Source organism: Mucilaginibacter mali (assembly GCF_013283875.1).
GTDB classification, from domain to species: domain Bacteria; phylum Bacteroidota; class Bacteroidia; order Sphingobacteriales; family Sphingobacteriaceae; genus Mucilaginibacter; species Mucilaginibacter mali.
The window spans coordinates 3,315,174-3,329,567 of sequence record NZ_CP054139.1 but is presented as its reverse complement, the minus strand read 5'-3'; the positions used below and the strand labels follow the sequence as shown (position 1 = coordinate 3,329,567).

Here is a 14,394-nt window from a genome sequence, read left to right as displayed (position 1 = left end):
GGTTGGAGATTCGGCGGCATTACTTAACTTCTAATCAACAGATCTCCGTTTAGTAATACTCCATCTCGTAGGTGAGTGCTGATAGCATCACTCCGTTTAAAACTTCCGTTAGCTTAATTAAATAGCCTTTATCATCGTACACATAGGTAAACTCATTTGTCATGGGCATTTTTGTTAGCGCGTTGGGCGAAGTAGTGTAATACCCTTTGCCTAATTTATAAGGATCATTTGCCTTAACCGTTACTTTAGTAAGAAGTTTACCGGTGTACTGAAACGTGGTTTGCCGGTATAAGGTATCTTCTTTTGATACCATGGAACTTATCCGGCCATTATCATCATAAGTATAGTTTATCGAAATATATTTTTTCGGGTCGGATGGATCTATATCCCTTTCGGCTATCAGTTTGTCTTTATCGTAAGTATAAAAAAAGGAAGCCACGGTGTCGGTTTTGCCGGGCCTGAAAAAGTAATCTGTAGCTGTAATTACATGATGATTGTTATCGTAGCTGAATTTAACGGCATTATAAGTAGGGCTATAAGGCGATCTTACTTCCGCCCAAACCAGGTCTTTTTGATCATACCGGTAGGTTTTGGTCGCGTATACTTTATGCTTCAAAAAGTCCTGTCTTTTTAAAAGCAGGCCATCGGCGTTGTATTCAAAACGTGCGTTATTGATGCTAAGGGTATCGCCTTTTAATGTAGTTGCACTTTCAGTAAATAGCGGCGGCTCATCGCCAGGCCCTCTGTATACGGTTTTGTGAACAGTTATCGATTTATCCTTTCCCTCGGTACGCCAGATACTCATGTTTTGGCCGGGATAATATTCATAGCTTACATCGGGCGTTTTCTTTCCGGAAGTGTAGGAGATCCCTGTTGTCCGGCCCAAGATATCATAGAATTCGGTACTGAAAAAGTCCTTCCTGCCACCACGCTCTTTAATAAAGGTACGTTGTTTGACAGATTTGTTACTGGTATTACCGGTGTATGTCGTAACATTATATGGCTGTGGTTCAGGCATAATATCTAACACGGCATGAGCAAAGGCACCTATAGATAAAAAGAGCGATAAGCAGAAAAGGATCAATTTTTTTGATAGCATGACAGGTGTGATAATGATGGCCCCAATATTAAGCTATATTTTATCAAATCCCTGCTTTTGCTAAAATTTATATGGATAAAAAGCAGGGTGGCCGGATACAATATCCGTTCCTGATTTTTAAGAAACCGGTGAGAGTTTTTCTAACAATAGCATATAAATGCCGTTGTAAACATCCTCGCCAACCTCTTCCTGCGATATTACATATTGTACCGCTTCCTTCTCCTTTAGATATAAGAGCAAATGATATAGCTTATGAACTTTAAGGGGCTCAAAATCGTCCCAGGTGTGCGTCATGATCGTTTCATCATCCTGGTAGATGATGCCCTGCTGATTAAAAGTGTAAGTATAAATGCCCGAACCTGCTTCCATCCGGTCGGCCTGCGTTTCGGCACGATTAAAAACATTACGGTGCACCTTGCGTACCTGCCTGAAGCGTAATGAAATGGATATCAGCATGCAGATGCCGATAATGGTGGTAAGCGGTAAGCCGCCTTTAAGATCGATGATCAGCCCGGTGATCAATACCACAGCCGTTACCACTATATAAATAATATAACTGGGCGAAACTTCCTTATACATCAAATCCCATATTACCTGCTGATTGTTTAGGTAGGCCTGTCGGTTAAAAGGGATGCGTACTACTTTATCCTGCATAAGCAAGGTTAAGTAAATGGCAATAAAAAGTCAAGGGGGTGAACGGACTTTTTAGTTTGATTTTTGATTTCCCCTTACCGCCCATCCAGGCGTCCACGCCTGGAGGCATCCTGATGTAAGCGTCCACGCTCATGATTTTTGAAAATTAAGCGTGGACGCTTAATCAGGAAATTGCGTCAAGCGTCCACGCTTGACGCGGCGGATTAGTTATTATGACTTCAGTCCAGACTGAAGCCATAATAGTTTTGAGAGGGAGGACTACATATTCCTTCTGTACTGCCCGCCCACTTCGTAAAGCGCGTGCGAGATCTGCCCCAGCGAACAGTATTTACAAACCTCCATCAACTCATCAAAAATATTTTTGCCGGCAATGGCTGTCTGCTGTAATTCGGCAAGCATTTGTGGCGTTTTGCCCTTATTGCGCTTTTGGAATTGTTCAAGCGCCGAGATCTGGAATTGCTTTTCCTCTTCGGTAGCGCGTATTACTTCAGATGGCGTTATAGTTGGCGATCCTTTCTTATTCAGGAATGTGTTTACGCCGATGATCGGGAACTCGCCGGTATGCTTCAGCGTCTCGTAATACAATGATTCTTCCTGGATCTTGCCGCGTTGGTACATGGTTTCCATAGCACCCAACACGCCGCCACGATCGTTTATCCGCTTAAACTCGGCCATAACGGCTTCTTCTACCAGGTCGGTCAGTTCTTCGATAATAAACGCGCCTTGCAGCGGGTTCTCGTTCTTAGCCAAGCCTAACTCGCGGTTAATGATCAATTGGATAGCCATTGCCCTGCGCACCGATTCTTCGGTAGGGGTGGTGATAGCCTCATCGTAAGCGTTGGTGTGCAGCGAGTTGCAGTTGTCGTAAATGGCATACAAGGCCTGCAGCGTGGTACGGATGTCGTTAAAATCTATCTCCTGCGCGTGTAGCGAACGACCGCTGGTTTGGATATGATATTTTAGCTTCTGCGAACGTTCGCCGCCCTTGTATTTATTCTTCATGGCCTTGGCCCAGATGCGGCGCGCCACACGACCGATCACCGCATATTCCGGATCGATACCGTTGCTGAAGAAGAACGACAGGTTAGGCGCAAAGTCGTCGATATGCATACCACGACTTAAATAGTATTCTACATAAGTGAAACCGTTACTCAGCGTAAAGGCCAGTTGTGTGATGGGGTTAGCGCCTGCCTCGGCGATGTGATAGCCGGAGATGGATACCGAATAGAAGTTACGGACTTTTTTATCGATAAAATACTGCTGCATATCACCCATCATGCGCAGGGCAAATTCAGTACTGAAGATACAGGTGTTTTGCGCCTGGTCTTCCTTTAAAATATCAGCCTGCACGGTACCGCGTACCGATGATATAGCATAAGCTTTAATTTTTTCGTAAACATCGGCCGGTAGCACCTGGTCGCCGGTAAGGCCTAAAAGCATCAGGCCGAGGCCGTTGTTGCCTTCGGGGAGGGTAGGAGAAGCCTCACCCAAACCCTCTCCAGGGGAGAGGGCTTTAGAAGTTGTATCGCTAATGCCTCCCTCTCCTTTGGAGAGGGCCGGAGTGAGGCTCCTATCTGGGTGCGCTTCCAATTTCGCCTTAATATTCCGGATAACCGCCCCAGTATTTTTTACTACTTCATCATTGGTAAAGCGAATAACATCAAAACCCTCTTCATTTAAAATTAATGTTCTGATCTCGTCTTGCTCAGTAGTTAGGTTATGATAACCTCCGTCTACCTCAATGATCAGTCCCTTGCTCAAACAAACAAAGTCAGCAATAAAGCCATTGATCGCGTGTTGTCTTCTTATCTTATATCCTGTTTGTTTATCTCTTAAATGTTGCCATAAAATATTCTCGGCTTCAGTTAGGTTTTGTCTGTTTAGCCTTGAATTAGCTTTTAAAGTCTCCCATAATTGTGGGTTGGCCGTAGCGTAGCCTCTTCGTGTAGGAGCCTCACCCAAACCCTCTCCAAAGGAGAGGGCTTCAGAAGCTGTGCCTCCCTCTCCTTTGGAGAGGGCCGGGGTGAGGCCTTGATACCGCGGCCGTTCCAAACCCTTATCATCATATACTTCCTTAAACTTGGCCTCCACTAAATGCTCCAGCTTATGTTCGGTGATATATTTTTCGCATTGCTGGTCTATAGCGGCATTCATAAAGAAGCCCAACAGCATAGGCGCGGGGCCATTGATGGTCATGGATACGGATGTACTGGCATGGCACAAATCGAAGCCTGAATACAACTTTTTGGCATCATCCAGTGTAGCGATACTTACGCCCGAGTTACCTATTTTACCGTAAATGTCCGGACGAATATGCGGGTCTTCGCCATAAAGCGTAACCGAATCGAACGCGGTAGATAAACGGTGCGCCGGCTGACCAAGCGATACATAGTGGAAGCGCTTATTGGTACGCTCGGGGCCGCCCTCGCCGGCAAACATGCGGGTAGGGTCTTCCCCTTCACGCTTTAGCGGGAATACACCCGCGGTGTACGGGAATTCTCCGGGCAGGTTTTCGGTTAATAGCCAGCGTAAAATATCGCCCCAGGCGGTATAGCGTGGCAGGGATATTTTAGGGATGCGCAGTTGCGATAACGAAGTGGTAGTTAATGGCTGGCGGATCTCCTTATCGCGCACACGATAAATAAACTCATCGGCCTGGTACTGTTTTACTACTTCAGGCCATTTCTTCAGCAGCGTTTTACATTCAGGATGTAATCTGTTTTCCAGTTTCTCACGTAGAGACGCAATACCTTGTGTCTCTTTAATCGTAATATCTTCATTATCGGGATACACAAAGTATTGTGTCTCTACATCGTTATCGCTTAATAATTTAAGTGTGCCTTCTACCTGGAATAGCGCTTGCGCAATTTTGCATTGTTCATCTACCCACTGATTGTAAGCCACGCTGCTCTCGGCTATTTCGGCCAGGTAGCGGGTACGGTCGGGTGGGATGATGTAGATCTTTTCCGATTCGCCTTCGTGGTGTTCGGCGCCTTTGGTCAGGTCAACGCCGGTTTTATCTTTTATTACCCGCATCAGGTTAGCAAACAGGGTGTTCATACCCGGGTCGTTAAACTGCGATGCCATGGTGGCAAATACCGGCAAGCTGGCATCATCGGCGCTGAACAACTGGTGGTTGCGTTTATATTGCTTGCGCACATCGCGGATAGCATCCAGCGCGCCGCGTTTGTCGCTTTTATTAATGGCTACCATATCGGCAAAATCCAGCATGTCTATTTTTTCCAACTGGGTGGCTGCGCCAAATTCGGGCGTCATAACATACATGGATACATCGCAGTAATCGGTGATCATGGTATCCGACTGCCCAATACCCGATGTTTCCACAATGATCAAATCGTAACCCGCCGCTTTACAGATATCTATCGATTCCTGCACGTATTTGCTCAGCGCCAGGTTAGCCTGCCGCGTAGCGAGCGATCGCATGTAAACGCGCGGGTTATTAATAGCGTTCATACGGATCCGGTCGCCCAGTAAGGCGCCGCCTGTTTTACGCTTGCTCGGGTCGACAGAAATAATAGCCAGCGTTTTGCCGCTCTGCCCATCTGCCAAGCCTGTCTCTACCAAAAACCTGCGGACGATCTCGTCGACCAATGATGATTTACCCGCGCCGCCGGTACCGGTAATACCCAGGATGACCGGTCGGGCCTCACCCAAACCCTCTCCAGGGGAGAGGGCTTCAGAAGTAATACCTCCCTCTCTTTTGGAGAGGGCCGGGGTGAGGCTAAATTTCTCCGGATGGTTCTCTGCCAGCGTTATCAATCCCGCTATCGCCTTTGGATCCTTATCTGCCAGGTGCTTTAGTTCGCCGTTCAACTTGGTGCGGGTCTCGAAATCGCATTGCTGCATCATATCGTTTATCATTCCCTGCAAGCCCATTTTACGGCCATCATCGGGCGAGTAGATACGGGCGATGCCGTAGGCCATCAGTTCCTCAATCTCGTGCGGCAATATCACACCGCCGCCGCCGCCAAATATTTTGATGTGCCCCGCGCCACGCTCGCGCAACAGATCGTACATGTATTTAAAGTACTCCAAATGCCCGCCCTGGTAGCTGGTAAGGGCAATGCCCTGCACATCTTCCTGTATGGCGCAGTTCACCACCTCATCCACACTGCGGTTATGGCCCAGGTGTATCACCTCGGCGCCGGTGCTTTGCAAAATGCGGCGCATAATGTTAATGGTAGCATCGTGCCCGTCGAACAGCGAAGCGGCAGTTACAAACCTTATTTTATATTTTGATTGATAGGGGGCAATGGTTTCCATGCGTTGCAATTGGTGAAAAGCAAAATTACACAAATAAAGGAGAGGTAAAAGCTATGCGTGCATAATATTGTTATTGCTGCCGATTCCATTCATTTGTGGCTACTGCGTGGCGAGGACTCACCCCGACCGCGCTTCGCTGGTCGACCCTCTCTTCGCTGCGCGAAAAGAGAGCAGGAGTTGTATCGGATAACTATGTTCCCTATTTCCGCACAGCGGAGAGAGGGTGGTCGGGCGAAGCCACGACCGGGTGAGTCTTCGCCACCGTGCAGTCTTTGAAGGTCCAGGCTTAATAACGATAACATTACTTTAATTTAAAACCCATAACTTTAACTCATTACAAATTGCCCTATGATAAATGTAGATGTAGAATGGCTGCAAAGCATCGACGCCATTAAGGATGTACCCAAAAAACAACTGCAATGGCTGCTGGACAACTGTACGCAAATGCGGCTTGAACCCGGCGAGGAGGTCTTCAGGCATGGCGATAAGATAAAGGGTACCTATATTATCATCTCGGGCAAATTCAGGCTTTGCGTGCAGCAGGGCGATGAACTGCGCGAGGTAACGGCCTTTGAAGGGAAGTCTATCACGGGCTATCTGCCATTCTCGCGGGCTAAGGCCATTAATGGTTATGGAGAGGTGGTAACTACTATGGATTACCTGTTCTTCCCCGTCGAAAAGATGGAGGAGATGATCCGCACCCAGTTTGAGCTGACGCAGGCCCTGGTACATGTAATGACTACCCGTGTACGTAACTTCACCGCTTTTGAGCAGCAAAACGAGAAGATGATGGCCCTGGGTAAACTTTCGGCCGGTTTGGCGCACGAGTTGAATAACCCGGCAGCAGCGGTAGTGCGTGGGGCGGCATCCTTATTAAAACACCTGCAACTAACTCCCGAAACCTTTAAAAAGGTAATGAATGTAAAGGTGACATCCGAAGGCGTGGACTTTGTAAGCGACCGTCTGTTTGCTGTCATCTGCCGCGAGGAAAAGCCGCAACTGACGATGATGCAGCGCGGCAACATGGAAGACGACCTGTTGGACTGGATGGATAATTACGATATTGACAACAGCCAGGAAATTGCCGAGAACATGGTAGAGTTTGGATTCACTCCAGGCGACCTGGATAGTTTTAAAGCGCATATCCCCGATGATTCGCTTTCGGCGGTTTTCAACTGGATCAACAATAACCTGGTAACCGAAAAGATGGTAATGGATATTGAAGATGCCTCGCGCCGCATTGCCGATCTGGTTGGCGCGGTGAAGAACTTTACCCACATGGACCAGGGCCATGGCAAGCAATATGCGGATATCCATAAAGGCATCCTGAGTACGCTGACCATGCTGCAGCATAAGGTGAAGTACGGTAATATCACCGTCGATCAGCAGTTTGATACTACGTTGCCGCCGGTAAACGCCATGATTGGCGAACTGAACCAGGTGTGGACCAACCTGATAGATAACGCGCTGGATGCTATGGAGGCTAACCGGAAAGGGGTACTGACCATTAAAACTGCCCGTGATGGCGAATGTGTGCAGGTATCTGTTATTGACGATGGCCCGGGCATCCCCGAAGAAATTCAAAGCCGCATTTTCGATCCGTTTTTTACCACTAAGGAGGTAGGAAAGGGTACCGGCCTGGGGCTTGATGTGGTGACGCGTATTGTACAGCAGCATAAGGGTACCATCAAGCTAAACTCGGTGCCCGGCTGTACCGAATTTAAGGTAGAGTTTCCCATCAACGGCGATTGATGCCTATATTTATAACCGAAAAACAAAAGGAACTGAATGAGTTTGCCCATTATATTTTGTATTGATGATGATGCCCAGGTACTGCGCGCCATAACCCGCGATCTGAAGGGGAAGTACCGCGAAAAGTATAAGATATTAGGCACCGATAAGGTGCAGGAAGCGTTGGATAGCCTGCTTGAATTGAAGAACAAGGGCGAAAGCGTTGCCTTGTTTGTATCAGACCAGCGAATGCCCGAGATGGATGGCGTTAGTTTTTTAGAAAAGGCCATGAAAATTTATCCCGAGGCTAAGCGCATCTTGCTGACCGCCTACTCGGATAAGGACGCGGCTATTAAGGCTATCAATGCCGTTAAGCTTGATTATTACCTGGTAAAACCCTGGGACCCACCCGAGGAAAAACTATATCCGATAATTAACGATTTGCTTGATGACTGGGAGTGCGATTATCACCCCGTATTTAAAGGCATCAAGGTGATAGGTTACCAGTATTCCAATTCATCGCACGAGATCAAAGACTTTTTGGCCGGTAACCTGGTGCCTTATCAATGGCATGATATTACTACTGATCATGAGGGCGCTAAATTATTAGAAGTAAACAAACTCACTAATAAAGACTTGCCTGTTGTATTTTTAGAGGATGGCACCTACCTGTCCAAGCCCGGCATTGTGGAACTGGCCGCCAAAATTGGCCTTAACCCGCATGTTGAGCGGCAGGATGTATACGATGTGGTGATCATCGGTGCTGGTCCCGCGGGATTGGCGGCCGGGGTTTATGGCGCATCGGAAGGATTAAAGACCTTGCTGATAGAACGCCGCGCGCCGGGCGGACAGGTGGGCACCAGTTCGCGCATAGAAAACTACCTTGGCTTCCCAACAGGATTAAGCGGGGCCGAACTAACGCGCCGTGCCATTACACAGGCCGCACGTTTGGGTACCGAATTCCTTTCGCCGCAATCGGTTAAATCTATCGAGCAGAAAGATGGGTATAAGAAGATCATTATGGATGATGCTGAACCTATCAATACCCGCAGCGTGGTGATCACCACCGGGGTTGACTACCGTAAGCTGGAAACCACCGGCATTGGCGATTTTACCGGGGCCGGCATATACTACGGCGCGGCCATGACGGAAGCGGCGGCCTGTAAAGATAAGGAAGTGTATGTGGTTGGCGGCGGTAATTCGGCTGGTCAGGCGGCCATGTACCTGTCTAAGTTTGCTAAGAACGTATATATCCTTATCCGCAAGGAGGACTTGAGCAGCACCATGTCGGCTTATTTGATAGACCAGATAGCAGCTACGCCAAACATCCATATCAAACCTAAAAGCGAAATTACCGAAGCACGTGGCAACGAGCGGTTAGAGGAACTGGATATTATTAACGTAGATACCCAACAGGTGGAAACCAAGGTGGCCGATGCCTTGTATATCTTCATCGGCGCCAAACCTTTTACCGAATGGATAGAACTGGACATTATTAAAGATGGCAAGGGCTTCATCGAGACCGGCCGCGATTTGAAAACCTACGGCGACTTTAACAAGATCTGGAAGCAAAAACGTGATCCGTACTTATTAGAGACCAGTTGCCCGGGCATATTCGCCGCCGGCGATGTGCGGGCCGGGGCCATGAACCGCGTGGCATCGGCAGTAGGAGAGGGATCTATGGCGATCAGCTTTGTTCATAAATATCTGGCTGAAGTGAAGTAAGCATTATTCCTGCCCTCTTTCCGCGCAGCGAAGAGAGGGCCGACCAGCGTAGCGCTGTCGGGGTGAGTAAATAATTAAGCAGAGGAACGTATACTATTATTATAAAACATCAACCTATGGCACAGAAAGAAATTTGCAACCACATAAAAGACCTGACCACCCTGCAGGTGGCCGATGAACTGGTTTGCGAGATCTGTATTAAAAATCATGGCCGCTGGGTGCACCTGCGCACTTGCCAAACCTGTGGCGTAACCCTTTGCTGCGATGATTCGCCCATGAAGCATATGACGGCACATCATCATGAGACGGGCCATCCGGTTATCAGTTCGGCACAGCCCGGCGAACGCTGGTTATGGTGCTATCCCGATGAAGTATTTGCCGAATATTAATAATGTATGGCAAGTATTTTTGCATTATAGAAGGATATTGTAAGGCTATTCCATACCGAAAAATAGTTGCTCCGGTTATTTCTAAGCGGGAAATTATCTGTCTTGCATCCCCTGGGATATTTTTTCTCAAAAGTAAATATGGGATGCGGTACTAAAATCAGGATAAAATGCGCGTATAACCTCGCGGTAACAGTATACGGTTGTTGATTGGAAAAGGTTCTTTAAAAGTTTAACTTTTTTCAAAAAATGCGCTGATGGCCTATAAAAACTGCTTTTTGCCCATTTTTTGGGAAGAAAAAAGCCAGTTAATTGATAATTTCATGGTAGGTTTCCTGTAAAAAACAAGTTAATCAACTGTTAATTATTAATCTTTTGGTAAAAATTTAAGCGAATGGTTTTTGTGGATTAATCATTGGATAACTGCCGTTAATCAATATGTAATTGGAAAAAAATGCAGATTTGGCAGGGCTAAACCCGTATATTGGGTGTGTTAAAGCACGGTTTTTCAGGAGATTAAACGCCCTCGGTTTAAACAGATTGGATATATATTTTTTCGAATAGAAAAATAGTTTCAAAATGTAAAACATAATTGCCTATTAACTAAAATTAGCTTTAGCGCAAAAACAGATCTAATAGCATAACAATCTTAACCAATTAACACTCCGCTCCAATGTTATTATCACAAACCTTTTCAAGTTTAATTGAAAACAACAACACCAACCTGGCAAACACGTCAACCGACCTGTTAAACGGCCTAAAGGTGTTTCACAACAATCAATGGTATATATGCGGCAACCTCGCCATTACCGAAGGCCAGGCCCCGCATAAGCTTATCAATTCGTCGCCAAACGACATGGATTACCAGTTGCTGGTAAAAGCGGCCATGCTGCTTATTGCCGATAACGTTGGCCAGCCTGTTACCATTACCACCGGTTTCCCTTATTCAACTTACCGCATTTATAAAGACGCGGCTGTTGAATACCTGCGTAAAAACCATATTATTGAATACGATGGGTCTACCTTTGGCAGCACCGGCAAAAAAACCAAAATGCTGGATGTAGCCAATGTTGATGTGATCCCCGAAATAGTGGGTTGCTCCATTGCCCTGCGCAAAGGCGAAGAAAGGGCAAGCGGAAACTTCTTTATCCTGAGCTGCGGCTTCGGTACCTTCGAATCGATATTAAGCACCGACTCGGGCGTGGTTGAGCAAACCATGATCAGTACCCATGGCATGCGTTATGCCATCAATTACATGATCAACGAACTGACCAAAAACCACTACCTGGGCTTCCGCACAGCGCATACGCTTGATGAAGCTTTTCAGCGCGGTTCTTTATACTTAGACAGGAAAAATATCGATGTGCGCGAGATCAGGAAGAACGCCCTGAAGGCTTATTACAACGAGGTCATTTCGCCGGCCCTGCGTAACATCATCACCGATAAAAACCTTACCCGCACCAACAAGGTATACCTGTGTGGTGGCGGCATGTATTACCAGGACCTGGTTGATTGCTTTACTACTGAGTTTGGTGAGATATTGCAAATTGAAGTGGTGAGCGATCCGGCAACTTTAGCCAGCAAGGGTTACGCGCTTAATTCAGTGCGTGTATCGGGCGGTAGCAAGTCTTCGGCAGTTGGTATCGATGTGGGTAACTCAACCACTGTTGTAACCAATTTCGACGGAGAATAATATACGCCCAACCCATTTTTGCTATGCTAAATTTTTTGAAAAAGGGTACCCCCGACCCTTTAATAGCATCCAATATAAGTAGTTTGGTGCACGAGGGAGATAATTATTACGCGCAGGACCTGGTGCTGATTAACGAGGCGCTTACAGCTAATTTATACAGCGGTGGGGAGTGTATTGTTGAGCGCGCCGCTGTTTTAAAAGGCAATACACTGGCCAAACATTGTGTGATAAGCGGAACGGTAACCGGCGCTATAACCGGTACGGAACGCATTGAGATAAAAAAGACAGCTGTAATAAAAGGCACTTTAAACGCCCCGGTAATTGATATAGAACCGGGCGCTAAAGTAAACGGCGATATAAAGGTAACCACCGATATTTATGCCATGATAAAGCTGACCGATACCTTGAAAAGGCACCTGCCGACCGAAGAATTGCCGCGCCCGCTAAACATAGCGGCCGATGCGGTAACGCTTACACCCAAAACAGAGGAACTTGTTAAGCCCGTGCAGCAGAAGCCAAGCGTGCCCAACCCGGCTGCTGCTAAAGCAGCCGAAGAGGTATTGCTTACTCCAGCCCCAAAGCCTGTAGTAGCTGCGGTATCTGCCAATCAGCAAATGGAAGCGTATGTGCCAGCCGAACAGCATAAGCCTGTTACTGCTGCCATGCCTGCAAATAAACCCGTGGAGGCACTTACGGCCGCCACTCCTGAAAAGAAACCCGTAGCCGCTGCTGCAGCGAAGCCGGCTACAAAAACTGAAACTCAAGAAGCCGCCAGCGGACGCTGGTGGTAAGAATGTGATTATAATAGCCCGGGCCTTGTCTTTTTGGCCCGGGTTTTTCGCTCATATGCCTGCACGTATTTCGCCGTGCCGCCGTACGCACGGAACAGCAATCCCGAAGGCTGAAAAAATCAAATACTTTCGCTAATTTGTGTACGTATTTACACTATCCTATGAAAACGCTTTTCTCTATCCTGACCTTTGTCCTGATCACCACATTTGCTTCGGCGCAAAATCCTAATATAAAACGCATTGGTCAAACCACCTTTTCGGTAGGGGCTTACGATCATCCCTTCAGGTTTGAGCGGGTTACACCACCGTTGCCACCCGCGTTATCAATTAACCCAACAGACGCCGAAAAGGACGCGGCTCTGCAGGCAACCATAAACGCCACAATAACTGCCGATTGGGCTACCTGCATTATGATGGTGCTGAATTATAACGGCCTGAATGTACAGGTGGATCAAATATTAAACCTGAATAGTAACAGGGCAGCCGCGTCGCACAACTCTCCGCAAGACCTGATGTTTGCCATCAACCGCACCTCGCCGCACGATTGGGGGGCGGATTCGAGGATATACACTTCCACCGCCACGCTTGATCCTGATGTTATATTTGACGAACTGTCTGCCGGCCGGCCGTTGATCCTGGGTACCGGCGCGGCAAATATGGAAGGCCGGGCTTTTGTGTTAACGGCCATGACATACACCATAAAATTCGATGCTAACGGCCAGCAAACCGGTATCACCCCGCAAACCGTCACCATTCGCGACCCATGGCCGCAAGCAATTGCCAGCCGTGTGGTTAACTGGGCCGATTTTGTACCGCTGACGGCATCGTTGTATACGGTTAAGGTGGAGTTTAAGAAATAACTTGTCCGAATCAGAATTTACGGGATTAATGAATTAACAGAATTCTGAACATTCCTAAATCTTAAATTCTGATTGGGACTAATGACCCAATGGCAGCGCAGTAAATGACTTAATGACCAAATAATATTTCTGTATCTTTGCCGGCGATATGATGTTAACAGATTCACCGGCGGCGACTTGGGAAAAAGGTTATAATAATTATGGCCCATGGCTTAAGCGTAAATATAACGGCCAACGGGTGTTTAAGGTGATTGTAGACGGTGGCTTTACCTGCCCTAACCGCGATGGCAGCAAGGGCTACGGGGGGTGTACCTATTGCAATGTCGATTCGTTTACGCCATCGGTATCGCGCCAGGCGCCAACCCTGCGCGAGCAGGTGATCCAGGGTATGGAACGCGCCCGCAAAGGCAACAAGGCCGATAAGTTTGTCATCTATTTTCAACCCAATACCAATACCTACGCGCCAACGCATTACCTTAAAATGCTGTATGACGAGGCGCTGAGCATCGATACCGAAAACATTGTCGGCTTATCGGTAGGTACCCGTCCCGATTGCATCGATGCTGAAAAGATAGCCCTGCTGGAAAGTTACACCGACCGCTTTGATGTAGACCTGGAAATGGGTATGGAAAGCATCTATAACGAAACCCTGGGCCAGATCAACCGCGGCTGCACGCACGACGATTTGGTAAAAGCCCTGAAACTGGTAGAAAACAGCAAACTGGATATCTGCGTGCACACCATATTCGGCCTGCCTGGCGAAACAAAGGAGATGATGCTGAAGTATGCCGGCGAGATCAACCGCTTCCCGCAAATTAAATTCGTGAAGTTCCATCACCTGCATATTGTTGAAGGTTCGGTAATGGGCGTAAAGTACAAGCGCGAGCCTTTTAAACTGTTCAGCCTGGAAGAGTATGCCGATTTCCTCTGCGACCTGTTACCGCTGGTTCGCCCTGATGTTGTGATCCAGCGCCTGTTCGGGATATCCGACTGGGACCTGCTCATCGCTCCCAACTGGGGACTAAAAAAATCAGAGATCCAGTATTTTATCGATCAGCGTTTGCTGGAAAGGGGCGTGGTGCAGGGATCAAAGTACGCTGCGCTGTCATTGGGTCATTGAGTCATTCGCTGCGCTGTCAATAGTCAGGTTTTCAGGAATTGAGCGAAAGCC

The 14,394-nt window shown here is 47.5% G+C and carries 10 protein-coding genes; 7 read left to right on the top strand and 3 right to left on the bottom strand.

The window, feature by feature from the left end; translation table 11 throughout:
- Nucleotides 1-49: 49 nt before the first annotated feature.
- The 3 genes from HQ865_RS13845 to HQ865_RS25975 all read right to left on the bottom strand — a co-directional run bounded on the left by HQ865_RS13845 (nucleotide 50) and on the right by HQ865_RS25975 (nucleotide 6,037).
- A complete protein-coding gene (locus tag HQ865_RS13845) occupies nucleotides 50-1,099 on the bottom strand; it encodes a hypothetical protein (RefSeq protein WP_173415456.1) in 1,050 nt (349 codons plus the stop codon).
- 117 nt (nucleotides 1,100-1,216) lie between these two features.
- A complete protein-coding gene (locus tag HQ865_RS13840; RefSeq protein ID WP_173415455.1) occupies nucleotides 1,217-1,753 on the bottom strand; it encodes a hypothetical protein in 537 nt (178 codons plus the stop codon).
- Nucleotides 1,754-2,011: 258 nt separating this feature from the next.
- Nucleotides 2,012-6,037, bottom strand: a complete 4,026-nt coding sequence (locus HQ865_RS25975) for a methylmalonyl-CoA mutase family protein (protein ID WP_178126375.1) — start codon at nucleotides 6,035-6,037, stop codon at nucleotides 2,012-2,014.
- Nucleotides 6,038-6,385: 348 nt separating this feature from the next.
- Here HQ865_RS25975 and HQ865_RS13825 point away from each other — a divergent pair, with 348 nt between their 5' ends.
- The 7 genes from HQ865_RS13825 to HQ865_RS13795 all read left to right on the top strand — a co-directional run bounded on the left by HQ865_RS13825 (nucleotide 6,386) and on the right by HQ865_RS13795 (nucleotide 14,343).
- Complete coding sequence (locus HQ865_RS13825; protein WP_173415454.1) at nucleotides 6,386-7,789, top strand: ATP-binding protein; 1,404 nt, start codon at nucleotides 6,386-6,388, stop codon at nucleotides 7,787-7,789.
- Nucleotides 7,790-7,825: 36 nt separating this feature from the next.
- On the top strand, nucleotides 7,826-9,493 hold the full coding sequence (locus HQ865_RS13820; protein WP_173415453.1) for an FAD-dependent oxidoreductase: 1,668 nt from the start codon (nucleotides 7,826-7,828) through the stop codon (nucleotides 9,491-9,493).
- A gap of 116 nt (nucleotides 9,494-9,609) precedes the next feature.
- Complete coding sequence (locus HQ865_RS13815; protein ID WP_173415452.1) at nucleotides 9,610-9,882, top strand: UBP-type zinc finger domain-containing protein; 273 nt, start codon at nucleotides 9,610-9,612, stop codon at nucleotides 9,880-9,882.
- A 670-nt stretch (nucleotides 9,883-10,552) separates the two neighbouring features.
- On the top strand, nucleotides 10,553-11,572 hold the full coding sequence (locus HQ865_RS13810) for a ParM/StbA family protein (RefSeq protein ID WP_173415451.1): 1,020 nt from the start codon (nucleotides 10,553-10,555) through the stop codon (nucleotides 11,570-11,572).
- Nucleotides 11,573-11,607: 35 nt separating this feature from the next.
- On the top strand, nucleotides 11,608-12,363 hold the full coding sequence (locus tag HQ865_RS13805) for a polymer-forming cytoskeletal protein (RefSeq protein ID WP_173415450.1): 756 nt from the start codon (nucleotides 11,608-11,610) through the stop codon (nucleotides 12,361-12,363).
- A 161-nt stretch (nucleotides 12,364-12,524) separates the two neighbouring features.
- A complete protein-coding gene (locus HQ865_RS13800; RefSeq protein ID WP_173415449.1) occupies nucleotides 12,525-13,223 on the top strand; it encodes a cysteine peptidase family C39 domain-containing protein in 699 nt (232 codons plus the stop codon).
- A gap of 151 nt (nucleotides 13,224-13,374) precedes the next feature.
- Nucleotides 13,375-14,343, top strand: a complete 969-nt coding sequence (locus HQ865_RS13795; protein WP_173417808.1) for a TIGR01212 family radical SAM protein — start codon at nucleotides 13,375-13,377, stop codon at nucleotides 14,341-14,343.
- Nucleotides 14,344-14,394: the final 51 nt, after the last annotated feature.